Here is a 23,562-nt window from a genome sequence, read left to right as displayed (position 1 = left end):
AACCGGCTTCGCCCGGCATGGCTTAGGGAGAGAGAAATGGCAATCGAGGGAAAATCCGAAATCGCCGCGGGTCCCATCCGCTACGGCATGGTCGGCGGCGGCCAGGGCGCCTTTATCGGCGGGGTGCACCGCATCGCCGCGCGGCTGGACGGCGAGTTCTTGCTGGTGGCCGGCGCATTGTCGTCGGACCCGTCCCGCGCAAGAGCGTCGGCGGCCGAACTGGGGCTCGATCCGGAGCGCAGCTATGCAAGCTTCGAGGAGATGGCGCGCGCCGAGGCGGCGCGGCCCGACGGTATCGAGGCGGTCTCGATCGTCACGCCCAATCACATGCACTACCCGGCGGCGAAGGCGTTTCTCGAGGCCGGCATCCATGTCATCTGCGACAAACCGCTGACATCGACGCTCAAGGACGCCAGGGATCTCGCCGCGCTGGCGCGGTCCAGCGGCAGGCTGTTCGTGCTGACCCACAACTACACCGGCTACCCGATGATCCGGCAGGCGCGAGAGATGGTGCGCTCAGGCCTGCTCGGCGACCTTCGGCTGGTGCAGGCGGAGTATGCGCAGGACTGGCTCAGCGAGGACCTGGAGGCCAGCGGGCAGAAGCAGGCCGCCTGGCGTACCGATCCGGCCAAGTCCGGGGCGGGTGGCGCCACCGGCGACATCGGCACCCACGCCTTCAATCTCGCCCGTTTCGTCAGCGGACTGACGCTTGACAGCCTGTCGGCTGATCTTTCCGCCTTCGTGGCCGGCCGCCGGGTTGACGACAATGCGCATGTGATGCTGCGGTTCCGGCCGGAGGGAGATGCGCCGGCCGCCAAGGGAATACTGTGGGCGAGCCAGGTGGCGCCGGGCAACGAGAACGCGCTGAAGCTCAGGGTATACGGCAGCAGAGGCGGACTGGAATGGGCCCAGGAGGACCCGAACTATCTCTGGTTCACGCCGCTGGGCGAGCCCAAGCGGCTCATCACCCGCAACGGTGCCGGCGCCGGCGAGGCCGCCGGCCGTGTGTCGAGGGTCCCCGGCGGCCATCCGGAGGGTTATCTCGAGGGTTTTGCCACGATCTATGCCGAGGCGGCGCGCGCCATCCGCGCGGCGCGTCTGTCCGCGGCGCCGCTCGATCCCGCGGTGAGTTATCCGGGAATCGACGACGGGCTCGAGGGGGTGGCGTTTGTCGCCGCCTGTGTCGACTCCTCGGCCAACAACGCGGCCTGGACGCCGCTCGACATCTGAAGCCCGCCGGCCCGACGGGCCGGCGGCGGACCTGAACGCGAAGCGCCGGCGCGGCCGGACGGGGGGATCCTATGAAGGTCGGCATGTGCATGTTCCTGTGGACCACCAGGGTCACCGGAGACGACGCGGCGCTGCTCAGCGACATCAAGGCGACGGGCTTCGACGGGGTCGAGATCCCGATCTTCGAGGGCGCGCCTGCGGACTATGCCAGGCTGGGCGTCCTGCTCGATGATATCGGGCTCGAGCGCACGGCGGTCTCGGCGATGGGCGATCCGGCCGTGAACCTGATCAGCCCGGACGCCTCGGTGCGGGCGGCGGGCGTGGCCCATATGCGCCGGGTGATCGATTGCGCGGCGGAACTCGGCGCCAGGACCCTGAGCGGTCCGCTGCACTCGACGCTGGGCGGGTTTTCCGGCACCGGTCCGACCGCGGACGAGTTTTCCCGATCCATCGAGTCCCAGCGCGCCATCGGCGATCATGCCGCCGGCTGCGGCGTGACCATCGGACTCGAGGCGCTCAACCGCTTCGAGTGCTACCTGCTCAACACCATGGCGGGGCTGTCAGCCCATATCGACGCCATCGGGCATCCGAACATCAGGGCGATGTACGACACCTTCCACTGCAATATCGAGGAAACCGATCCGGTCGCGGCCTTCACCGACCACCGACACAATGTGGTGCATATCCACATTTCGGAGAACGACCGCGGCGTGCCTGGCCGGGGGCACATTCCCTGGGCCGCCACGTTCCAGGCAATCCGGGACAGCGGCTATGACGACTGGCTGACCATCGAGGCCTTCGGCAGGGGACTGCCGGACCTGGCTGCGGCGACCAAGGTGTGGCGGGATTTCGCCGAGAGCCCGGAGGCGGTCTACCGCGAGGGCCATGCCCATATCCGGCACCACTGGGAGGCCGCTGGCCGCGGCTGATCCGCCGCGCACCGGCTCGGTCGGCGTGTGGTGATGCCATCGGGGCAAGGCAGCGGCTGTCGGGTGCACGGGATGCGACGGCGGTCGGCCAGCGCGCGCTCCTGCCTTTCATCGAATTGCAGAAGCGCTCCGGTTTCTCATCTGTCACATTGTCCTGCGACATGAGAGCCACATCATCTGGACAGCCGTGGCGTCAGTCGCGGTCGGGGGCATCGAGGCCGGCGAGCGCCGCGGGAAGATCCGCGGGTCCCGACGAAGCGTCGTCCGTGCCAAGATGCTGCTTGCGGCGGAAGCTCCAGCCCTCGCAATAGCGGTCGACCAGGTCGTCGAAACTGGCGTCCGCGGCGACCTCATCGAAGCCCTGGGCGACGAGGATCTCGACGATGCGGGTCTGCAGGTTGAACAGCAGCGTCTCGCGGCCCTTGCGGACATTGGCCGTGATCGACCAGTGCAGCAGCGCCCGGGCGATGTCGTCGCGCGAGGGCCGGCGCTCGGCCTTCATGCGGTCACGGATGCGCTGCTGGCGGATGCGCTGCTTGTCGAGCTTCTCGCGTTGTGTCTGCGCCATGCCATCCAACCATCAGGAGACCAAATCAGCCGCGTTGTTCAAACGCAGTTTGTCTTACAGCGGGACGGGCCCGATGGGAACTCCCGGCCTGTGCCCTACGGCGGAGTGGTGGCGCAAACCGCGTTTGCTGTGCACGCGCCTGTCAAAGGCGGGAGATGGATTTGACGAAAGCGGTCTGCCGAGACATGTGGTGAATGGTGACCCCAGATGGATTTGAACCATCGGCCTCAGGATTAGGAATCCTGCGCTCTATCCAACTGAGCTATGGGGCCCGCCAGGCGCCGTGGAAACCTCGGCGCCGGGAATTCGTGCGCCACCGGCGGCAGGGCCGCGGACGGTGCGGAAACCTGTTAGCACAGGCCGCAGGCGATTTCATCCAGAAATCGCGCCCCGGACAGCCGAAACGGACGCGATTGCCGCCGCCGTCCAGGCCGGGCAGGCGGGCGTAATCTCACGGCATTTTCAGAGCGGCAGCACCGATTCGGCCAGCTTCACCCAGTAGGACACGCCGTGCGGAATGGCATCATCGTTGAAGTCATAGGACGAACTGTGCAGGCCGGAACTGTCGCCGTTGCCGATGAAGATGAAGGCGCCCGGACGCGATTCGAGCATGTAGGAGAAATCCTCGCCGCCCATCATCGGCGCCGTCTCGCGCTCGACATGATCGTCGCCCGCCACGCTGGCCGCAGCGTCGGCGGCCACCACCGTCTCGTCGGCATGGTTGAAGGTGACGGGGTAGTTGCGGATGTAGCGGACATCGACCTCGGCGCCGTGCGCGGCGGCGATGCCGCGGACGATCTCGCCCAGGCGACGTTCGGCGAAGTCGCGCATCGCGGTGGTGAGGCTGCGCACGGTGCCGGCAAGCTTTGCCTCATCGGGGATGACGTTGTGGGCAAAGCCGGCATTGAACTTGGTGACCGAGACGACGACCGATTCCAGCGGATCGGCGTTGCGCGCGGCAATCATCTGCAGTCCGGCGACGATCGCCGAGCCGGCCACAATCGGGTCGATGGTGTTGTGGGGCATCGCCGCATGGCCGCTCCTGCCGCGGATGGTGAGGATGAACTCGTCGGTGGCGGCCATGATCGGACCCTTGCGGATGGCGAAATCGCCGACCGGGAGACCGGGCAGATTGTGCATGCCGTAGACGCTGGCAATGCCGAAGCGCTCCATCATGCCGTCCCGAACCATTTCGCGGCCGCCGGCGCCGCCTTCCTCGGCCGGCTGGAAGATCACCGCCACCGAGCCGTTGAAATTGCGCGACTGCGCGAGCTGACTTGCTGCGCCGAGCAGCATGGCGGTGTGGCCGTCATGGCCGCAGGCGTGCATGCGGCCGGCTGTGCGCGACGCCCAGGCCACACCGGATGTTTCCGTGACGGGCAGGGCGTCCATGTCGGCGCGCAGCCCGATGGTCGGTCCGTTGCTGCCCGGACGGCCCCTGATCAGGCCGACGACGCCGGTGCGGCCGATGCCCGTCACCACCTCGTCGCAGCCGAACTGGCGCAGCTTGTCGGCGACGAATTCCGCGGTCTGGTGGACGTCGTAGAGAAGCTCCGGCTGCGCATGCAGATGGCGGCGCCAGCTTGCGACATCGTCCTTCATGGCTAGGCTTTCGGGCAGAAGGGGCATGCGGTCGTCCTTGCATCCGGATGGGGCGGCAGGCCCGAGATCATTGGCCTTTTGCCTTTTCCTTGCCATATAGGCTAAGTAGGGCAGCATGACGAGTGAAAAGCGGGCGGTGGCTTCCGGGAATTCCCGGATATGGTCGGGTCCCGCCCTCAAGCCAGCAATTCCAGGAATCCGCCGTGAACCGCCAGATCCGCCTTCTTTCGCCGTTTCCGACCCGCCGCGCCGCAGCAACCACCCTGATGGCGGGTCTGCTGGCCGCATCGCTCCCGCTGACGGCCCGGGCGGGTCCGACGATCGCCGTGGACCTGGCCTCGGGCCGGGTCATCGAGCATGAGCAGGCTTTCCAGCGCTGGTACCCCGCGTCGCTCACCAAGCTGATGACGACCTATGTGACGTTCAGGGCGCTGAAGGCCGGCAGGCTGACGCTGGATTCGCCGGTGACCATGACCGAGCAGGCAGCCAAGGAGCCGGCGAGCAAGATGTACTTCAAGCCGGGGACCCAGTTCCCGCTCGATTCGGCGCTGAAGTACCTGATGGTCAAATCCGCCAACGACATCGCGGTCGCGGTGGCCCAGGCGGTTGGCGGGTCGGTGGAGACCTTCGTCGCCATGATGAATTCCGAGGCTGCGCGCATCGGCATGACCTCGTCGCATTTCATCAATCCGAATGGCTTGCCGGGCGAAGGACAGTACACCACCGCGCATGACATGGCGGTGCTCGCCGTGGCGTTGCGGCGCGAATTTCCGGAATACGCCTCCTATTTCAGCCTGGAGGGTTTCACCACCGGCAAGCAGTCCTACACCAACTTCAACGCGCTGATCGGCCGTTTCCAAGGCGCCGACGGCATGAAGACCGGCTATATCTGCGCCTCCGGCTTCAACCAGGTCTCCTCGGCCACCCGCAACGGCAAAACCGTGGTCACCGTGGTGTTCGGTGCCCCGAGCCTGTCGGGCCGGGCAGAGGAATCGGCCCGGTTGCTGCAGCAGGCCTTTGCCGCGCCGGCATCCGGATCGGTGACGCTGAGCAGCCTCGCGCCCTACGGCGCCGATCGTGACCATGTGGCTGATGTCAGCGCCACGGTCTGCCCGCCCAAGCAGAGTGCAGCCAAGGGCGAAGGCACAGGCGAGGAGGGCAAGGCGGTGGCGCGGTCGCCCTACCTGCAGCCGATGGACCATCCGCCCCGCCTGGTGTCGGCTCCCTACAGCCCCGGCATGGCGGACGTGCTCGGGGTGAAGCGCATTCCCGTTCCAACCCCCCGGCCGCTCGACGGGCCTGGCAGCAATGTCGCTGCCGACGCCGAGGCGACGGCAAGCGAATCGGCTTTCGCCGCGCCGGCCGCCGCCGCCGGGCTCGACATCTCGGCGCCGCAGCCGCTGCCGCGACCGGCGCTCTGACATGAGCCAGCCCTCCTGGACGGCGCCGCGGCAGATTCCGGTCTGCATTCTCACGGGCTTTCTCGGCGCCGGCAAGACGACGCTGCTCAACCGCGTCATCCGGACGCCATTCCTCTCCGATGCCGCGGTCATCATCAACGAGTTCGGTGATGTCGGGATCGACCACCTGCTGGTCGAGCAGTCCGGCGACGGCATCATAGAGCTGTCGGACGGCTGCCTCTGCTGCACGGTGCGCGGTGAACTGGTCGATACGCTGGCCGATCTGATGGACCGGATGCAGACAGGCCGGGTGCGGCCGTTTTCGCGGGTGATCGTCGAGACTACCGGGCTCGCCGATCCGGTGCCGGTGATGCAGGCGGTCATGGGCAACCCGGCGCTGGCGCAGTCCTACAGGCTGGAGGGCATCGTCACCGTCGTCGATGCGGTCAACGGCATGTCGACGCTGGACCTGCACGAGGAGGCCCGGCGGCAGGTGGCGGTCGCCGACCGACTGGTGCTGACCAAGATGGTCTCCGGCGATGCGTCGGGCGAAATCCGAAGCCGGCTAAGGATATTCAATCCGCAGGCAGAGCTTCTTGATGGCGACGGCGACCTCGCCCCCGGGAGCCTGTTCGACCTCGGCGCCTACGATCCAGCGCGCAAGTCCCTCGATGTCGCCCGCTGGCTCGGCGCGGGGCACGGGCATCACGACGGCGGGCACGATCACGGCCACCATCAGGGTCATGATCACGCCGGTCATTCCCACCAGCACGCCCACGAGGTCAACCGCCACGACGCCTCGATCAGGTCAGACAGCCTGGTGACTTCGCGGCCGATCTCGCAGATGGCGCTCTCCATGTTCCTCGACCTGCTGCGCTCGGCTCACGGCCCGAACCTGCTGCGCATGAAGGGAATCGTCAAGCTGAGCGACGATCCGTCCCGCCCGGTGGTGGTGCATTGCGTGCAGTCGCTGATGGCCGAACCGGTGCGGCTCGCCCGCTGGCCGGACGGCGCAGGGCCCGAGACCAGGCTTGTGGTGATCACCCGCGACATGCCTGCGGGGTTTGTGTCCGAGCTGTTTGCCGCCTTCAGCGACGAGCCCGATATCGGACGGCCCGACAGCGCCGCGCTGATGGACAATCCCCTGGCGATACCCGGCGGCTCGCCGCGGCGGCGCTGATCTCAAACCCTATTCCCAGGCCTTCTCGATCAGGAAGCTGTGGCCGCCTTCGAGTGGCGCGGAGGACACCAGCCTGTGGCCGTCCTCGCGGCAGAGGTGCGGAATGTCGATGACCGAGAGCGGGTCGGTGGTCTCGATCCGCAACAGGCTGCCTGCGGCCAGGTCGCGCAGATGCCGGCGGGTCCTCAACACCGGCAGCGGACATTTGAGCCCGCGCAGGTCGATCGTCTCGGTCGCCGCGGGCTGCTCCACTACTTGCTCCAGAGCTTCCAGAACGGCTTCATGCCCTGCGGTGGCGGGGCCTGCGCAGGCGCGGGTGACGCCACCGCCACGGCTGCATCGGCCTGCTCGAGCGGATTGGCGACGGGGACGGGAATATCGGACACTGCCGGCACGGGGGCATCTGCCGACACGGCGGCATTCGCGGAGACCGCCGAGGGTGCCGACTCCTGCAGCTGTCCCGGATCTGCGGCAGCGGTCGCCGCGGCAGCATTTGATTGTCCGGGAAGCGCGAACAGGCTGGCGATCGGCGAGGGCGACGCGGCGGCGGCCTCGGCGCGGGCGACGCGGGCAGCCTCGGCCTCGGCACGCTTCTCTTCGGCCTTCGCCTTCGCTTCAGCCGCGGCCAGGCGCTTGGCCTCTTCCTTGTCGACCTTTTCCACGGCCTTGAGAAACTGCGCGTTCCAGCTGGTTTCATAGGCCTGATAGGCCATGGCCAGCGATGGCGGCGTCGACATCGGCGGACAGGCGCTGGAAGCCGCGAACTTGGCGTCGGGCGATTCGGTCTGCTGGTTGAAGACGTAGCGCTGGTCGCAGACATCGACCTTCGGCGGCCGTTTGGTCAGCTCGAACTGGTCATAGCCGGTCTTGAGCATCTTCCAGAACTCGTAGTTCTCGTCGTTGCGGTGGCGCGCCATGTTTTCCGGCGTCATCCGGAACGGCAGCGCCTCTACAAGGAAGTATTCCTGGCCGCCGCGGAAGGCGTCGCGGGCGAAGGCGTAGATCTCCAGCACCTGCTCATCGGTCATCGAGTAGCAGCCCGCAGAGGAGCAGGCGCCGTGCACCATCAGGTTGGAGCCGGTGCGGCCGTAGGACCGGTCGTAGCTGTTGGGATAGCCGATGTTGAAGGAGAGATAGTAGTTCGACTTCGGATTCATCTGCGAGGGGTAGATCCGGTAGTAGCCCTCCGGCGCCTGCCGGTCGCCCTCCTTGATCTTGGGTCCCAGCTTGCCGGACCATTTGCAGATCTGGTACTCGGCGACGCGGTCGTAGCGGCCATTGCCCTTCTGCTTCCAGACCTCGAGCACGCCCTCTTCCTTGAAGATGCGCATCATGATCGGCGAGCGGGTGCTCATGTCATTGGCCTTCATCTTGTTGACAAGCTTGGCCGGGAGCGGGTGCTCGACCTTGTCGCCGACCGATTCGAGCGCGTCCTGGCAGCCGCTGAGGCCGAACAGCACAACCGGTACAATCAACAATGAGCGCAATGGTGTCATGGTGCCTCTGAATCCACGACCGGCGACGAACACCCGAGGGCGAAGTCCAGTCTGCAGGACGAATTAAAGGTGATCAGGGTTCACGAATCCTTACCCACGGCGCAAGCTCCGCCACCGGGCGCACAAAAGAGTCTGAATGTGGCGCCAATGCGGCGGCCGCCGTCAGCCGATCTGGCGACCGATCTGCAGGAACTTCGCCCGGCGATGGGCGCGGAGTTCGTCGCCGCTCTTCTGACCGAGCGATTCCAGCGCGGCGAATATGGTGTCGCCGGTGCGGGCGATGACCGCCTCGGCGTCGCGATGGGCGCCGCCGACCGGTTCCTTGATGATGCCGTCGATGATGCCGAGATCGTTCAGGTCTTCCGCCGTGATCTTCATCGCGGTGGCGGCGTCCTTGGCCCTGGTGGAATCGCGCCACAGGATGGATGCGGCGCCCTCGGGCGAGATCACGCTGTAGACCGCATGTTCGAGCATGTAGACGCGGTTGCCGGTGGCAATGGCGATGGCGCCACCGGAGCCGCCTTCGCCGATGATCACCGAGACCAGCGGCACCTTCAGATTGAGACACATCTCGGTGGAGCGTGCGATGGCCTCCGACTGGCCGCGCTCCTCGGCGCCGACGCCGGGATAGGCGCCCGCGGTGTCGACGAGCGTAACCACCGGCAGCCCGAAGCGGTTGGCCATCTCCATGATGCGGATCGCCTTGCGGTAGCCCTCGGGGCGGGCGGAGCCGAAATTGTGCCGGATGCGGGATTTGGTGTCATTGCCCTTTTCCTGGCCGATGACGGCAATCGGCTTGCCGCGAAAGCGGGCGAACCCGGCCTGGATGGCGGCGTCCTCGCCGAATTTGCGGTCTCCGGCCAGCGGCGTGAATTCGGTGAACAGGCCGGCCGCATAGTCGCGGAAATGCGGCCGCGCCGGATGCCGGGCTACCTGGGTCTTCTGCCAGGGATTGAGGCGCGAATAGATGTCCGCCGTGGCGTCGCGGGCGCGTGCCTCCAGGCGGGAGACCTCGTCGGCCGTGTCAACGCTCTCATCTTCGGCGGCGAGCTTGCGCAGTTCGAGGATCTTGCCTTCGAGGTCCGAGATGGGTTTTTCAAAATCGAGATAATTGTGCATCGGTCTTTTCTGTTGTGGCCGGTCGCCTGAAATGTGTCTGACCACAGTCAATCGCAGTTTCGGGACCCTGTCACCCTTTACTTGTCCGGGCTGGTGGGCGCTACATCGCGAGTCTTTGTGGTTTTTGCAAGGGGGTGATGCTCGTTGACCAGTTGCTTGAGGCGTTCGTCAAGCACATGAGTGTAGATCTGGGTGGTGGAAATGTCGGCATGGCCGAGCAATTCCTGCACCGCCCGAAGGTCGGCGCCGTTGGCCAGCAAATGGCTGGCGAATGCATGGCGGAGCACATGCGGCGAGACCCTTGCGACGGCTATCCCCGCCCGGGCGGCGACGTCCTTGAGGTCGCGGGCAAAAACCTGACGGGCGAGGTGGCCGGAGCTGGAACCGGCGGGAAACAGCCATTCGGCTTCCCCGGCGGCATCGGCGGCGGCGCGGTCACGTGCCTCGATCCATTGCTCGACGGCGGCGCGGGCCGGGCGCGACAGCGGCACCAGGCGCTCCTTGTTGCCCTTGCCGCGGACGATGAGAAACCGGCCTCCCTCGGCCATGACGCGCGCCGGCAGTCCGACCAGTTCGCTCACGCGCATGCCGGTCGCATAGAGAAGCTCGAACAGCGCCCGGAAGCGGATCCGCTGCAACGCTTCCGCCGCGTCCGCCGCCTCGCCGACATCGGCCTCAGCCCGCGCGATCAGCCGCGAGACCTCCTCGACGCTGAGGATCTTCGGCAACGACCGGGCCTTGCGCGGTGACTCGATGACGCCGGTTGGATCATCCGCGCGAATGCCTTCGGCGTGCAGAAACCTGTAGAACTGGCGCAGCGCCGAAAGATGCCGCGCCTGCGTGGTGGCGGCAAAGCCGCGGTCGGCGAGATCGGCGATGAGGTCGCGGATCTGTTCCGAAGCCGCCTGGGTCAGGGACGATCCGGCGGCGGCCAGAAAGCGTGCGGCCTCGTCAAGGTCGCGGCGGTAGGCCTCCAGCGTGTTGGCGGCGGCGCCGCGCTCGGCGCTCATCATCTCGAGAAACGCTTCGGCATGGGCGGCGCTCAGATCGCGCATTCGATTGCCTCGCAAGGCCCGGCCTGATGGTCCGGCCCGGGTTCAGGGATTGAGTTTCTCGGTCGGGATCCGGATGGTGATGTCGCGTTCCGTCGGCTGCACGTAGAGAACCAGCGCAAACATGACGCCATAGACGATCCCGGCCAGCAGGGCGCACAGAACTAGAAACCGGAACAGGGAGGGCATGGCGTCTCCTGGCATGTCATGGGCGCGTTATGCGGCAGGTTGGCCATCAGTTCAAGGCTCCGCATGGGAACGGGCAGACCGGACCCGATCCCGGCCGGCCCCGCAGGCCGCGCTTGACGTCAGGACGACATTCCTCAATAGGGATAGGCCAGATGGCCGGGACCCCGGCGGTCGCCCTCGGCGGCAGGGGTTCGGCGGCGAAGACGAGGGGCGGGAGACCCTGGTGTGACAGGCACAGACGACAGCACGCCACCGGGCGACATCGAAACTGCGCGCCGCTTGCTGGGGCGCCGCAATCTGGTGTTTGTCGGACTGATGGGAGCCGGCAAATCGGCGGTCGGCCGGCTGGTCGCCCAGGGCCTCAATATCCCATTTGTCGATTCGGACCATGAAATCGAACGGGTCTCGCGCATGAGCGTGCCTGAACTGTTCCAGGCCTATGGCGAGCCGGAGTTCCGGGCGCTCGAAGCCCGGGTCATCAAGCGACTCCTTAAGACTGGCCCGCGGGTGCTGTCGACAGGCGGCGGCGCCTTCATCAACGAGGAGACGCGCGCCCTGGTGTTGCGCAGCGGCTTTTCGGTGTGGCTCAAGGCGGATCTCGACGTGCTGTGGGAGCGGGTGTCCAAGCGCGACAGCCGGCCGCTGCTGAAAACCGAAAATCCCCGGGCCACCCTGTCGAAGCTGCTCGATATCCGCTATCCCATCTACGCGGCCGCCGATCTGACCGTTCAGTCGCGCGACGTGCCCAAGGAGGCGATCGCGGCCGAGGTGATCGCCAGCCTCGCAGCGCATGCGCGCGCGACAAAGGCCCAGGAACAGGAAAAGCTGGCATGAGCCACCCACAGATCGTGAAGGTGCCCCTGGAAGGCCGGGCCTATGACATCGTCATCGGCGCCGGGCTTATCGCGCGCGCCGGCGCGGAGATCGCCGCCCGGCGCAAGGGCCTGCGCGTCGCCGTGGTCACCGACGAGACCGTCGCCGGTCTGCATCTGCAGCCGCTCCTGGCGAGCCTCGGCGAGGCCGGCATCGACGCCTCGCCACTGGTGCTGCCGGCCGGCGAGAAGACCAAGCGGTTCGAGGAGTTGATCCGGGTCTGCGACCACATCCTCGAGTCCCGGCTCGAGCGGGGCGACGCCGTGGTGGCGCTCGGTGGCGGGGTCATCGGCGACCTCAGCGGCTTTGCCGCCGGCATCGTCCGTCGCGGCATGCGCTTCATCCAGGTCCCCACCAGTCTGCTGGCGCAGGTGGATTCCTCGGTGGGCGGCAAGACCGGCATCAACACCGCCCACGGCAAGAACCTGATCGGCGTCTTCCACCAGCCCGACCTGGTGCTGGCAGACACGGATGTGCTCGATACGCTGTCGAAACGGGAGTTCCGTGCCGGCTACGCCGAAATGGCGAAGTACGGACTGATCGACAAGCCGGACTTCTTCGAGTGGCTGGAACGCAACTGGCAGGCGGTTTTCGCCGGCGGGCCCGAACGGGCGCAGGCCATCGCCATCAGCTGCCAGGCAAAGGCGGATGTCGTGATCGCCGACGAGCGCGAATCCGGTGCCCGGGCGCTGCTCAATCTCGGCCATACATTCGGTCATGCGCTGGAGGCGGCGACGGGCTACGACAGCCGCCGGCTGGTGCATGGCGAGGGTGTCGCCATCGGCATGGTGCTGGCTTATGAATTCTCCGCCCGCATGAATCTTGCCAGTCCCGACGATGCACATCGCGTGTCCAGGCACCTCAGGGCGGTGGGACTTCCCACCAGACTCTCCGATATTGAAGGCGGCCTGCCCACCACCGATATGCTGATGGACCATATCGGCCAGGACAAGAAGGTCCAACGCGGCGCCCTGACCTTCATCCTGACGCGGGGAATCGGCGCGTCCTTCATCGCCGACGATGTTCCTCCCAGTGAAGTCTTCCGGTTCCTCGAGGAAAAACGCGCATCATGACATTTGCGAACGTCACCACGGTCATCCTGGAAAATTGGGTGACGATCATCATCATCCTGGCCCTGATCGGCCTGTCCGGATTTTTCTCCGGGTCGGAGACGGCGCTGACCGCCGCGTCGCGGGCCCGGATGCACTCGCTGGAAATCAACGGCGAGATGCGGGCCGGCATCGTCAACCGGCTGATCTCCCGCCGCGACCGCCTGATCGGCGCTCTGCTGATCGGCAACAATCTCGTCAACATCCTGTCCTCGGCGCTGGCCACCAGCCTGCTCCTGAAGCTTTTCGGCGACACCGGCGTGATCTATGCGACCATCGCGATGACCGTGCTCTTGGTGATCTTCGCCGAAGTCCTGCCGAAGAGCTGGGCGATCGCGGCGCCCGACCGCTTCGCGATGTTCGTCGCGCCGGTGGTCAATCTGTTCGTCATCGTGGTCGGACCGCTGGCGGGCCTCGTCAACGTCATCGTCCGCTTCATCCTCTCGCTGGTGGGCGTGCACCTGTCGGCGGAGACATCTCTGCTGCCTGCGCATGAGGAAATCCGTGGCGCGGTCGATCTGCTGCACCGGGAGGGGTCGGTGATCAAGGCCGACCGCGATCGCCTCGGCGGGGTGCTCGATCTCAGCGAACTCGAAGTGTCGGATGTGATGATCCACCGCACCGCGATGCGGATGCTCAACGCCGACGAGACGCCCGACGCCAATGTCCGGGCCGTGCTCGACAGCCCCTACACACGCATCCCGATCTGGCGCGGCACCACCGACAACATCATCGGCATCATCCATGCCAAGGACCTGCTGCGGTCGCTGTCCGAGTTGGGGAACGACCGCTCGCGCATCGACATCGTCAAACTGTCGCAGAAGCCATGGTTCGTGCCCGATACCACGAGCGTGCCCGACCAGCTCAACGCCTTCCTGCGGCGCAAGGCCCACATCGCCATCGTGGTCGACGAATACGGCGAGGTGGAGGGCCTGGTGACGCTCGAGGACATCCTCGAGGAGATCGTCGGCGACATAGCCGACGAGCACGACATCGATGTCCAGGGCCTGCGCCAGGAGGCTGACGGCTCCGTCGTGGTCGACGGCCAGGTCTCGATCAGAGACCTCAACCGGGCGCTGGAATGGTCGCTGCCCGACGACGAGGCCACCACCGTGGCCGGCCTGGTGATCCACGAGAGCCAGATCATTCCGGAGGAAAAGCAGTCCTTCACTTTTCACGGCAAGCGCTTCATCGTCATGAAACGGGAGAAGAACCGCATCACGCGGCTCAGGATCCGCTCGACCGATACGGTGTAAGCCGGGCGAGAGGCCGCACTCGCGCCGATCCGCGTCCGCCGTTCACCAGCGGGTGGTCTCGCCGGGCGCCGCGGCCTCGACGGCCAAGGCGTGCAGGCCGCCGTCGAATTCCGCCTTCAGCGCCGCATTGACGGCCCGATGCCGGTCGATCCGGCTGAGGCCGGTAAAGCCGGCGCTTTGCATTCGGACCCGAAAATGCGATTCGCCGCTGCCGTCGAAGTGCGGCTGATGACCGGCGTGAAGATGGCTTTCGTTGATGACCGTCAGCCTTTCGGGGTCGAATGTTGCCTGAAGGGCGGTTTCGATGCGCTGCTGGCGTGTCATGGTGTCGCTCCTGTTCGGGGTCGGTTCCGGCAAGGCCGCATGCGACCGCTCCGGCCTGCTGCGTGCCGCCGGATTGTGGTGGCATTCTCGCCACAGACGGGGTACGCAGTCTGAATCATCCCTGTCAATCCTTGTAGCCCGTTGTCCTGGACACCATAATCTCAGCATGAAACTCGAATCAAAATATTTTGACCGCATCCGTGTCGGACGCCGCGGCGAACGACCGGCCGAGCCGACGACGCCGACGTGCCAGTGGGACGGATGCGAGGAGAACGGCGTTCATCGCGCGCCTGTCGGCCGGGACGCGGACGGGCAGTATTTCCTGTTCTGCTTCGACCACGTCCGCGCCTACAACAAGGGCTACAACTACTTCTCGGGACTGTCGGATTCGGAGATCGCGCGCTACCAGAAGGAAGCGCTGACCGGCCACCGTCCGACCTGGGGCATGGGCGTCAATCGCGCCGCCCGAGGCGGTCCGCAGCAGTCCACCGCCCGGTCGGGTTCAGCCGCATCGCAGGCCCGGATCCGCGATCCGCTGGGGCTCTTCAACGAAACCCAGCGCGCGCGCGCGCCGCTCCGGCAGCGAAAGGTCAAGTCGCTGGAGCAGAAGGCCTTCGACACGCTCGGAATGGCGGCTAATTCGACGCCGACCGAAATCAAGAGTCGCTACAAGGAACTGGTCAAGCAGCACCACCCCGACGCCAATGGCGGCGACCGCGGATCCGAAGACCGTTTTCGCGCCGTAATCCAGGCCTACCAGTTGTTAAAGCAGTCGGGTTTCTGCTAAGCGATCAATCAGTATCAAGCGCCCCTGAAGGGTGCCTGTTGCGCCGGAATGTCCCAGACAGCGGCGAGGAGCAAGACCTCCGATGGCGCCCTGGGTGCCACCGGCGGGTGACAGCGCCGGATGCAGTCGCATCGGGCGCCGCGGGCGGGCCGGGTTCGGCGCCCCGGACATGTCACGGAGTCTGGCGCGGCCGGTGGCCGCGGGCCGGCAAGCTCCCGTTCCAAGACGGTACCGGACCGGCGCAATGGGTTTTCAATGCCGCGAATTGGTATTAAAGCTAACCGCCTGCAAAATATGACCGACTGGCTGAGGCCGCGGCCGTGGAGACATGATGAGCAAGATCGACCTCGATATCACCAATCTGCCCGATACCACCGTTAGCGTTCGGGAGGTCTTCGGCATCGATGCCGACTTCACCGTGCCGGCCTACAAGACGCGCGATTCCTATGTTCCCGATCTCGATCCGGATTATCTGTTCGACCGCGACACGACGCTGGCGATCCTGGCGGGCTTTGCCCACAATCGCCGCGTCATGGTCTCCGGCTATCACGGCACTGGCAAGTCGACCCATATCGAACAGGTCGCGGCGCGGCTGAACTGGCCCTGCGTCCGCGTCAACCTTGACAGCCATGTCAGCCGCATCGATCTCGTCGGCAAGGACGCCATCGTCGTCCGCGACGGCCTGCAGATCACCGAGTTCAAGGACGGCATATTGCCCTGGGCTTACCAGCACAATGTGGCGCTGGTCTTCGATGAATACGACGCCGGTCGCCCCGACGTGATGTTCGTCATCCAGCGGGTGCTGGAGTCCTCCGGCCGCTTGACCCTGCTCGACCAGAGCCGCGTGATCCGGCCGCATCCGGCTTTCCGGCTGTTTGCCACCGCCAACACGGTCGGCCTCGGCGACACGACCGGTCTCTATCACGGCACGCAGCAGATCAACCAGGCGCAGATGGACCGCTGGTCCATCGTCACCACGCTCAACTACCTCCCGCATGACAAGGAAGTCGATATTGTCGCCGCCAAGGTGAAGGATTTTGCCGCCAGGGAAGGCCGCGAGACGATCTCGCGCATGGTTCGCGTGGCCGACATGACGCGCTCATCCTTCGTCAACGGCGACCTGTCGACCGTGATGAGCCCGCGCACCGTGATCATGTGGGCCGAGAACGCCGCCATCTTCGGCGACGTCGCGATGGCCTTCCGGCTGACCTTCCTCAACAAGTGCGATGAACTCGAGCGCTCGCTTGTGGCCGAGCACTATCAGCGTGCCTTCGGAGTCGAGCTGAAGGAAAGCACCGCCAACATCGTCCTCGACGCAACAGCCTGAGGCACCGCATGGCCGGACGTGGCGACAATTCCCGGGTGAGGCCCACCGGCACCGTCGACACCGAGCCGTTCAAGAGGGCGTTGACGGGGTGCGTGCGGGCGATTGCCGGCGATCACGAGCTGGAAGTGTCGTTTTCGAATGACAGGCCGGGGCTGGCCGGCGAGACCGTGCGGCTGCCCGAGCTTCCGAAGCGGCCGACGCAGCAGGACATCTCAGTCACCCGCGGACTGGGCGATTCCATGGCATTGCGCAAGGCCTGCCACGACAACCGTCTCCACGCCAGCATGGCGCCGCAGGGCGCCGAGGCGCGCGCGGTCTATGATGCGGTCGAGCAGGCGCGAGTCGAATCCATCGGCGCCCAGCGCATGACCGGCGTGGCGGCCAACATCACCTCGATGCTCGATGACAAGTACCAGAAGGCCAATTACGGCGCCATCGCCCGGCGCGAAGACGCGCCGCTCGAGGAGGCCCTGGCGCTGATGGTGCGCGAAAAGCTCACCGGCCTCAAGCCGCCCAAATCCTCCGGGCAGGTGGTCGATCTGTGGCGGGAGTGGGTCGAGGCGAAGGCATCCAAGCCGCTTGACTCCCTGTCCGCCTCCCTCAACGACCAGCAGGCCTTCGCCCGGTCGATCCGCGAACTGCTGTCGGCGATGGAAATGGCCGAGGATTACGGCGACGACGAATCGACCCAGGACGAGGATGACTCCAGCGCCGAGGACCAGCCGCGCAGCGAGGAAGAGAACGAGCAGGGCAGCGACGAGGAAGCCGGCTCCGACGCCGCTCCCGCCGACGAGAACGAATCCGCCGATGAGCAGATGGATTCGGGCGAAATGGACGGCGCCGAGGTGTCCGACGACGAGACCCTGGACGAAAGCGACGAGGATGCCGAGACCCCGGGCGAGACGCGCAAGCCGAATCAGCCGTTTTCCGACCTCAACGAGCGTGTCGACTACCGGGTGTTTACCGAGGAGTTCGACGAGGAGATCTCAGCCGAGGATCTCTGCGACACCGCCGAACTCGACCGGCTCCGGGCCTTTCTCGACAAGCAGCTGGCGCATCTGCAGGGCGTGGTCGGGCGGCTTGCCAACCGGCTGCAGCGCAAGCTGATGGCGCAGCAGAACCGCGCTTGGGACTTCGATCTCGAAGAGGGCTATCTCGACGCGGCCAGGCTGACACGGATGATCATCGACCCGATGCAGCCGCTGTCGTTCAAGATGGAGCGCGACACCAATTTTCGCGACACCGTGGTGACGCTGCTCATCGACAATTCCGGCTCGATGCGAGGACGCCCGATCACGGTCGCCGCCACCTGCGCCGACATCCTGGCGCGCACGCTCGAACGCTGCGGCGTCAAGGTGGAACTGCTGGGCTTCACCACCAAGGCCTGGAAGGGCGGCCAGAGCCGCGAGAAGTGGCTCAACGGCGGCAAACCGGCGACGCCGGGCCGGCTCAACGATCTGCGCCACATTGTCTACAAGTCGGCGGATGCGCCCTGGCGCCGGGCGCGGCGCAATCTCGGGCTGATGATGCGCGAGGGGCTGCTCAAGGAGAACATCGATGGCGAGGCGCTGATCTGGGCCCATTCGCGGCTGCTGCGCCGGCCCGAACAGCGCCGCATCCTGATGATGATCTCGGATGGCGCTCCGGTCGACGATTCGACACTGTCGGTCAATCCCGGCAATTATCTCGAACGGCATCTGCGCGCCGTCATCGAGGAGATCGAAACCCGTTCGCCGGTGGAACTGCTCGCCATCGGCATCGGCCACGATGTGACCCGCTACTACCGGCGCGCGGTCACCATCGTCGATGCCGAGGAACTGGCGGGCGCGATGACCGAGCAACTGGCGGAACTGTTCACCGATGAAGCCCAGGCACCCGGCGGCCGGCGCGGCCGGCGCAGGGCCTGATGGCAACCAGGCCCGCGATCCGGCCAGCATCGCGACTGGCTGCCGTCGTCGTCTCGCTGCTGCTCGCCGGAACGACGCTTTCGCCTGCGGAGCCGATGGCCCTCGGCATCAGCGCGCGGACCATCGACCATTTCAAGGTCGGCTCGACCGAAACCCGCTTCGGGCGTCTCGACTTCATCGGCGGGCTGGAACTGACAGCCTCGAGCAGCGCTCTCGGCGCGATGTCGGCGATCCGGCTGTCGGACGACCGCAGCAAGTTCCTCGGCGTCATGGACACCGGCCACTGGTATGCGGGCCGGATCGTCCGCGATGCGGCCGGCAAGCCGGTGGGCATCGAGGATTTTTCGGTCGCGCCGATCCTGGACGCGAACGGCGACGCCTCCGACGAGAAGTGGCGCTTCGACGCCGAAGGTCTCGCCATCAGCGGCGGGAGGGCCCTGGTCAGTTTCGAGCGGCGGCACCGGATCGATGTCTATTCGGCCGACAGTCCCGCCGCCTCGCGGCCGACCGGCAGCGTGCCGCTGCTCATTCCCCTCGAGGAATTGCGCGGCAACCGCGGCATCGAGACCATCGCGGTGCCGCCCGCCGGCTCGCCGCTTGACGGCGCCCTGGTGGCGGTCTCGGAGCGGAGCCTGAATGCGGCGGGGGACCAGTTCGGGGCCATTCTCGGCGGCGACAGGGCCGGCGTGTTCTTCGTCAAGCGGCATCCGCCCTTCGACATCACCGACGGCGATTTCCTGCCCAACGGCGACCTGATCCTGCTGGAGCGGCGGTTCTCGATCGCCGAAGGCATCGGCATGCGCATTCGCCGCATCGGTGGCGACAGCATCAAGCCGGGGGCCACCGTGGACGGAGAAGCGCTGCTGGAGGCGGATTTCGGCTACCAGATCGACAACATGGAAGGTCTGGACGTGACCTCGGACGCCGGGGGTCAGGTGTTCCTGACGCTGGTTTCCGACGACAATCACTCGATCCTGCAGCGCAACCTGATGCTGGAGTTCAAGCTCGACATATCCGGGTGGTAACCGCCCGGGATCGCCGGCCGGCGCTCATGGCTACTGCCGCTGCGAGCGCGGCAGCAGGGTGGGCAGCAGCGCGCCATAGGGTGCCAGCATGGCCAGGCCGACGCATAGCTTGACCGCGAGGTCGCCGAGCGCCCAGGACACCCAGCGCGGCGCTTCCAGGGCGAATGCTCCCATCAGCGGCGCGACTTCGGTGGCGAAGGCATCGCCCGGGCCAATGCCGTTGGCGGCCTGCGAGAATGCCAGCCCAAAGAAGATGACGGTGTCGAGGCAGGAGCCGAAGACTGTCGAGACGAAGGGCGGCAGCCACCAGATCCGGTTGCGAAGCCGGTCGAAGATCGACACGTCGAGGAGCTGCGCGGCCAGGAAGGCACTGCCGGAGGCGATGGCGATGCGCGGCGAGGCGAGCCAGATCGACAGTGCGACGGCCATGACAAAGCCGGCGGCGACGACGAGGCGCGCCGCCCGGGGGCCGAAGCGCCGGTTGGTGAGGTCCGTGACGAGGAAGGCCACCGGATAGGTGAAGGCGCCCCAGGTGAGGATGTCGGCAAGATTGATCCCGCCCAGCATGCCCTCGACGGGAAACTGGACCAGATAGTTCGACGCGGCCACGATGGCTGCCATCAGGATCATGAACGGGAATACGGGTCTGAGGATCTGCATTTTTTTATCCTGGGTTGATGCCACCAGCGGAAAATGAAAGGCGGGCCACAGGCCCGCCATAAGTGCGATACGGAAGCGACAGCCTCAGGCGGCGGTCTTTTCCTGGAGCTTCTTGGCGATCTGGCGCTTGAGAAGACGGGCGCGCATCGACAGTTCGGTCTCGCTTGCCTTGGCAAGGAAGGCATCGAGGCCGCCGCGGTGCTCGACAGTGCGCAAGGCATTGGCGGAAACCCGAAGGCGGTAGCTCTGGCCAAGCGCGTCGGAGATCAACGTGACGCTGCACAAATTGGGCAGGAACCGGCGACGGGTCCTGTTGTTTGCATGGCTGACATTGTTGCCTGACTGCACGCCTTTGCCGGTCAATTCACAGCTGCGGGACATATATGCACCTATTTTCTCTATGCCTGCCCAATGGCGGAGCCGCAATCGCGCTCGCCCAATTGACCACAGGCCTTTATCGGAAAGTCGGGTGTCTATAGTCACACCAGCTTCCCGCGTCAAGCCGCATGGCACTCAAACCGGCCGGATTCTGCTCCAGCCGGCGCAGTGACGGCATTTTTCCGGCATCGACCCATATTCGCCGCAATATGGCGGCAAGGGCGTGGCGTAGGGACGCGCATGACCGGGAAACCCGGCGGCACCATTTCTGGATCATTCCATGCGATACGCATTCATATCACGGTTGGCGGTGGCGGCGATGGCCGTCGGACTGGCGCAACTGCCGGCCACCGCGGACACCATCGAAAACCGGACCAGCTATTCGGTCACGCTGCTCGGGCTGCCGATTGCCGATCTTGACTTCACCACGGTGGTCAAGGGCAAGGAGTACCAGATCTCCGGCAGGATGCGGACATCGGCGCTGGCCGACATCTTCGAGAAGACGCGCGGCACCGCCGAGGTGAAGGGCCGGATCGGAACCGATCGGCTGGTGGCGTCGCGTTTCGCGTTCTCCTACACCAGCGGCCGGAAGACGCACAGCACCGAGATGCGGATGCGGAACGGCAATGTGCAGTCGACTGTGCGGTTGCCGGAGGAAAAGAAGCGGCGCGGCGCCAACTGGGTGCCGCTGGCCGATTCGCACATGCGTTCCGTGCTCGATCCGCTCTCGAGCCTGATCATTCCGGCAACCGGTCCGGTCTGCCCGCGCACCCTGCCGATCTTCGACGGCGAATCGCGGATGGATCTGGTGCTCGGCATGAAGGGGGTGCGGCCGTTCTCGACCAAGGGCTTCTCCGGCGACGTGGTCGTCTGCTCGGTGCGGATCGTGCCGAAGGGCGGTTACCGCAAGGGCAACGATTCTCTCGAATATCTGCGCAAGCTGACGACGATGGAGGTCTGGTTCGCCAAGAACGCGGACAAGGGCTACTACGCGCCGGTCTATGCCAAGGTTCCGACCAAGATCGGCCAGGTGACCGTGTCGGCCACACTCTTCTGACGACCAGCCGGCCCGGTCGAACCTGGCGGGCGCGACCTTGCCGCCGGCCATGCGGTGGCGGTTTCCTGCGCGGGGCCATTCCCATTGATGCCGACACGCACTAGCCTGCGCCGGCGAAACGGGGTTGGGATCTCATGCTGTCGACATTGATCGGTTTTTCGGCGATCCTGATGTGGTCGCTGCTGGCGCTGCTGACGGCGGCGTCCGGCACCGTGCCGCCGTTTCAGCTGGCCGCCATCTGTTTTGCGATCGGCACGCTGATCGGCGTGGCCGCGCTGATCCGTGATCCGGCGCGGCTCGACGGGCTGCGCCAGCCCTGGCCGGTGTGGCTGGTCGGCATTGCCGGACTGTTCGGCTATCACTTCTTCTATTTCACGGCGCTGCGAAATGCGCCTGCCGTGCAGGCCGGGCTTATCGCCTATCTGTGGCCGTTGCTGATCGTTGTCGGCTCGGCACTGTTGCCCGGAGAGCGGCTCGGCTGGCACCATGTGGCCGGCGCGCTGATGGGGCTGGCGGGCACGGTGCTGATTCTCGCGGGCGCCGGCGCCGACGCGCGCATCATCGGCGATCCGCTGCTCGGCTACGGCGCCGCCATGTTGTGCGCCCTGACCTGGTCGTCCTACTCGCTCATGTCCCGCCGCTTCGGCACGGTGCCCACCGATGTCGTCACCGGCTTCTGCGCGGCATCCGCCGTGCTGGCGGCGCTGGCGCATCTGACGCTCGAGACCACCGTCTGGCCCGGCACCCCCACCGAGTGGCTCGCTGTGATCGGGCTTGGACTGGGCCCGGTGGGCGCGGCCTTCTACACCTGGGACATCGGCATGAAGAAGGGCGACATCCAGGTGCTCGGCGCGCTGAGCTATTCGGCGCCGCTGCTGTCGACGCTGGTGCTGATCGCCTTCGGCTACGGCGAGCCGAGCCTGTCGATCCTGCTTGCCTGCGTGCTGATCACCGGCGGCGCGGCGCTGGCAGCCAAGAACCTCATCATGCGCCGGAAGCTTTCGGCATGACGCCGGCCGTCGCAATGGGTTCCCCGCTCATCTGGCTGTGCCTGGCAGGATCGGTGGCCGCCGCGCTGGCCTATCTGTGGATGCTCGGAAAGCCGGAGTCCATGCCCCGCACGGTGATCAAGACCGCCGCCGTCGGATGCCTGGCGCTGGCGGCGCTGGCGTCGGGCGGTCCGCCCTGGCTGGCCGCGGCGCTGGTGCTGTCGGCCGTGGGCGATGCGTTGCTGGCGCGAGAGGGCGACCGCCGTTTCATCGCGGGGCTCGCCAGTTTCCTGCTTGCCCACCTCGCCTATGCCTGGCTGTTCGGCGGCCGGGCTCACGGGGCACCGGAAGGTTCCGAGCTCGCCGTGATGGCCCTTATCCTGCTTGCCGCCCTCGTCGCGGGCGTGGTGCTGGTGCGCCATGCCGGCGCCCTGCGGGTGCCGGTCGCCGTCTACGCCGCGGCCATTGCGGCCATGGGCATGACATCGGTGCTGCCCGGCGGCTGGACGCTGGCCGGCGCAGTCATGTTCATGGCGTCGGACACCCTGCTCGGCCTGGAGAAATTCGTGCTGCCCCCGCAGAGCCCGGCCCGCCGCCTCACGGCGCCTGGCGTCTGGCTGCTGTATTATCTCGGACAGGCGGCGATCGGCTTCGGCATCGTCACCGGCTGACCGTTTCCGGCTGCCAGCCGGGCGCCGCCATCTCGAAAGCTGCGAACTCGAATCCCGGCGCCACCGTGCAGCCGACGAGCGTCCAGGCGCCGAGGGAGTGGGCCGACTGCCAGAAGCCGGCGGGAACGATGCATTGCGGTCGCTCGCCGGAGACGAGATCGCTGCCCAGGCGGTGGACGGTGCTGGGGCGGCCATCGGTGGAGACTTCGAGTTGGAGCGGCGCGCCGGCATGCCAGTGCCAGATCTCGGCAGCGTCAAGGACCCTGTGCCAATGCGACCGCTCCCCTTCGGCCAGGAGATAATAGATCGCGGTGGAATGGCCCCGGTCGCCGCCCAGGGGATCGCGGAATGTTTCGAGATACCAGCCGCCTTCGGGATGGCGCTGCAGTCCCAGCAGATCGATGACCGCCGCCGCTCGCAGCTCCGCCGCCATT

The 23,562-nt window shown here is 66.3% G+C and carries 25 protein-coding genes and 1 tRNA gene; 14 read left to right on the top strand and 12 right to left on the bottom strand.

Annotation, left to right across the window (positions count from 1 at the left end; genetic code table 11):
• The first annotated feature begins 36 nt into the window (after positions 1–36).
• Together DFR52_RS18775 and DFR52_RS18770 are read left to right on the top strand one after the other, a co-directional pair.
• Entirely contained in the window at positions 37–1,230 is a 1,194-nt protein-coding gene (locus DFR52_RS18775) for a Gfo/Idh/MocA family protein (protein ID WP_110033556.1), read from the top strand.
• Between the two features lie 71 nt (positions 1,231–1,301).
• Complete coding sequence (locus tag DFR52_RS18770; protein WP_110033555.1) at positions 1,302–2,159, top strand: sugar phosphate isomerase/epimerase family protein; 858 nt, start codon at positions 1,302–1,304, stop codon at positions 2,157–2,159.
• A gap of 193 nt (positions 2,160–2,352) precedes the next feature.
• Here the strand turns inward: DFR52_RS18770 and DFR52_RS18765 are convergent, their stop codons facing one another.
• The 3 genes from DFR52_RS18765 to DFR52_RS18755 all read right to left on the bottom strand — a co-directional run bounded on the left by DFR52_RS18765 (position 2,353) and on the right by DFR52_RS18755 (position 4,356).
• Positions 2,353–2,727 carry a hypothetical protein gene (locus DFR52_RS18765; protein WP_210205874.1) on the bottom strand — a complete coding sequence of 125 codons (375 nt, stop codon included), beginning with the start codon at positions 2,725–2,727 and terminating at the stop codon, positions 2,353–2,355.
• Between the two features lie 195 nt (positions 2,728–2,922).
• Positions 2,923–2,999 (bottom strand) — tRNA-Arg (locus DFR52_RS18760).
• Positions 3,000–3,189: 190 nt separating this feature from the next.
• A complete protein-coding gene (locus DFR52_RS18755; RefSeq protein WP_110033554.1) occupies positions 3,190–4,356 on the bottom strand; it encodes a M20 aminoacylase family protein in 1,167 nt (388 codons plus the stop codon).
• A 239-nt stretch (positions 4,357–4,595) separates the two neighbouring features.
• On the opposite strand from DFR52_RS18755, the gene DFR52_RS18750 reads away from it, so the two are divergent.
• Positions 4,596–5,750, top strand: coding sequence for a D-alanyl-D-alanine carboxypeptidase family protein (locus tag DFR52_RS18750; RefSeq protein ID WP_110033780.1), 1,155 nt, complete (start codon positions 4,596–4,598; stop codon positions 5,748–5,750).
• A gap of 1 nt (position 5,751) precedes the next feature.
• On the top strand, positions 5,752–6,909 hold the full coding sequence (locus DFR52_RS18745; protein ID WP_110033553.1) for a CobW family GTP-binding protein: 1,158 nt from the start codon (positions 5,752–5,754) through the stop codon (positions 6,907–6,909).
• 9 nt (positions 6,910–6,918) lie between these two features.
• On the opposite strand, the gene DFR52_RS18740 is transcribed toward DFR52_RS18745, so the two are convergent.
• The 5 genes from DFR52_RS18740 to DFR52_RS18720 form a co-directional block, all read right to left on the bottom strand.
• A complete protein-coding gene (locus tag DFR52_RS18740; protein ID WP_110033552.1) occupies positions 6,919–7,161 on the bottom strand; it encodes a sulfurtransferase TusA family protein in 243 nt (80 codons plus the stop codon).
• Positions 7,161–8,405 carry a L,D-transpeptidase family protein gene (locus tag DFR52_RS18735; protein WP_110033551.1) on the bottom strand — a complete coding sequence of 415 codons (1,245 nt, stop codon included), beginning with the start codon at positions 8,403–8,405 and terminating at the stop codon, positions 7,161–7,163. Before DFR52_RS18735 ends, DFR52_RS18740 begins: the two co-directional genes overlap by 1 nt.
• A 162-nt stretch (positions 8,406–8,567) precedes the next feature.
• Positions 8,568–9,524, bottom strand: a complete 957-nt coding sequence (locus DFR52_RS18730; protein WP_110033550.1) for an acetyl-CoA carboxylase carboxyltransferase subunit alpha — start codon at positions 9,522–9,524, stop codon at positions 8,568–8,570.
• Between the two features lie 77 nt (positions 9,525–9,601).
• Entirely contained in the window at positions 9,602–10,579 is a 978-nt protein-coding gene (gene xerD, locus DFR52_RS18725) for a site-specific tyrosine recombinase XerD (RefSeq protein ID WP_110033549.1), read from the bottom strand.
• Between the two features lie 42 nt (positions 10,580–10,621).
• Positions 10,622–10,765: a histidine kinase gene (locus DFR52_RS18720; protein WP_110033548.1), complete on the bottom strand. Its 144-nt coding sequence runs from the start codon at positions 10,763–10,765 to the stop codon at positions 10,622–10,624.
• A 225-nt stretch (positions 10,766–10,990) separates the two neighbouring features.
• Between DFR52_RS18720 and DFR52_RS18715 the strand changes: the two genes are divergently transcribed.
• From DFR52_RS18715 to DFR52_RS18705, 3 genes are read left to right on the top strand one after another with little or no spacing between them, the layout of a single operon-like run.
• Positions 10,991–11,599, top strand: coding sequence for a shikimate kinase (locus DFR52_RS18715; RefSeq protein WP_110033547.1), 609 nt, complete (start codon positions 10,991–10,993; stop codon positions 11,597–11,599).
• The gene (gene aroB / locus DFR52_RS18710; RefSeq protein ID WP_110033546.1) at positions 11,596–12,711 is read left to right on the top strand and encodes a 3-dehydroquinate synthase; all 1,116 of its coding nucleotides are present in this window, start codon (positions 11,596–11,598) and stop codon (positions 12,709–12,711) included. Before DFR52_RS18715 ends, aroB begins: the two co-directional genes overlap by 4 nt.
• Positions 12,708–14,003, top strand: coding sequence for an HlyC/CorC family transporter (locus DFR52_RS18705; RefSeq protein ID WP_110033545.1), 1,296 nt, complete (start codon positions 12,708–12,710; stop codon positions 14,001–14,003). Before aroB ends, DFR52_RS18705 begins: the two co-directional genes overlap by 4 nt.
• 42 nt (positions 14,004–14,045) lie before the next feature.
• On the opposite strand, the gene DFR52_RS18700 is transcribed toward DFR52_RS18705, so the two are convergent.
• Positions 14,046–14,327, bottom strand: a complete 282-nt coding sequence (locus DFR52_RS18700) for a BolA family protein (RefSeq protein WP_110033544.1) — start codon at positions 14,325–14,327, stop codon at positions 14,046–14,048.
• 166 nt (positions 14,328–14,493) lie between these two features.
• Here DFR52_RS18700 and DFR52_RS18695 point away from each other — a divergent pair, with 166 nt between their 5' ends.
• From DFR52_RS18695 to DFR52_RS18680, 4 genes are all read left to right on the top strand, one after another.
• A complete protein-coding gene (locus DFR52_RS18695) occupies positions 14,494–15,114 on the top strand; it encodes a J domain-containing protein (RefSeq protein ID WP_110033543.1) in 621 nt (206 codons plus the stop codon).
• Positions 15,115–15,445: 331 nt separating this feature from the next.
• Entirely contained in the window at positions 15,446–16,441 is a 996-nt protein-coding gene (cobS, locus tag DFR52_RS18690) for a cobaltochelatase subunit CobS (protein WP_110033542.1), read from the top strand.
• Between the two features lie 8 nt (positions 16,442–16,449).
• Complete coding sequence (gene cobT / locus DFR52_RS18685; RefSeq protein ID WP_110033541.1) at positions 16,450–18,348, top strand: cobaltochelatase subunit CobT; 1,899 nt, start codon at positions 16,450–16,452, stop codon at positions 18,346–18,348.
• The gene (locus tag DFR52_RS18680; RefSeq protein WP_110033540.1) at positions 18,348–19,373 is read left to right on the top strand and encodes an esterase-like activity of phytase family protein; all 1,026 of its coding nucleotides are present in this window, start codon (positions 18,348–18,350) and stop codon (positions 19,371–19,373) included. Before cobT ends, DFR52_RS18680 begins: the two co-directional genes overlap by 1 nt.
• 30 nt (positions 19,374–19,403) lie before the next feature.
• On the opposite strand, the gene DFR52_RS18675 is transcribed toward DFR52_RS18680, so the two are convergent.
• Together DFR52_RS18675 and rpmB are read right to left on the bottom strand one after the other, a co-directional pair.
• A complete protein-coding gene (locus DFR52_RS18675; protein ID WP_245415400.1) occupies positions 19,404–20,033 on the bottom strand; it encodes a queuosine precursor transporter in 630 nt (209 codons plus the stop codon).
• An 84-nt stretch (positions 20,034–20,117) separates the two neighbouring features.
• Positions 20,118–20,414 carry a 50S ribosomal protein L28 gene (gene rpmB / locus DFR52_RS18670; RefSeq protein ID WP_110033538.1) on the bottom strand — a complete coding sequence of 99 codons (297 nt, stop codon included), beginning with the start codon at positions 20,412–20,414 and terminating at the stop codon, positions 20,118–20,120.
• Between the two features lie 277 nt (positions 20,415–20,691).
• Here rpmB and DFR52_RS18665 point away from each other — a divergent pair, with 277 nt between their 5' ends.
• From DFR52_RS18665 to DFR52_RS18655, 3 genes are all read left to right on the top strand, one after another.
• Complete coding sequence (locus DFR52_RS18665; protein ID WP_110033537.1) at positions 20,692–21,468, top strand: DUF3108 domain-containing protein; 777 nt, start codon at positions 20,692–20,694, stop codon at positions 21,466–21,468.
• Positions 21,469–21,602: 134 nt separating this feature from the next.
• On the top strand, positions 21,603–22,478 hold the full coding sequence (gene yddG, locus DFR52_RS18660; RefSeq protein WP_110033536.1) for an aromatic amino acid exporter YddG: 876 nt from the start codon (positions 21,603–21,605) through the stop codon (positions 22,476–22,478).
• Between the two features lie 14 nt (positions 22,479–22,492).
• Positions 22,493–23,128 carry a lysoplasmalogenase family protein gene (locus tag DFR52_RS18655; RefSeq protein WP_158285001.1) on the top strand — a complete coding sequence of 212 codons (636 nt, stop codon included), beginning with the start codon at positions 22,493–22,495 and terminating at the stop codon, positions 23,126–23,128.
• Here DFR52_RS18655 and DFR52_RS18650 read toward each other — a convergent pair.
• Positions 23,118–23,561 (bottom strand): cupin domain-containing protein, encoded by a 444-nt coding sequence (locus DFR52_RS18650; RefSeq protein WP_110033534.1) that lies wholly within the window; start codon positions 23,559–23,561, stop codon positions 23,118–23,120. The two genes, DFR52_RS18655 and DFR52_RS18650, sit on opposite strands and share 11 nt — an antisense overlap.
• Position 23,562: the final 1 nt, after the last annotated feature.

Origin of the sequence: Hoeflea marina, assembly GCF_003182275.1 — a bacterium.
Taxonomy (GTDB): Bacteria; Pseudomonadota; Alphaproteobacteria; order Rhizobiales; family Rhizobiaceae; genus Hoeflea; species Hoeflea marina.
The sequence above is the reverse complement of the archived record's forward strand: the minus strand, read 5'-3'. Positions and strand labels throughout refer to the sequence as shown.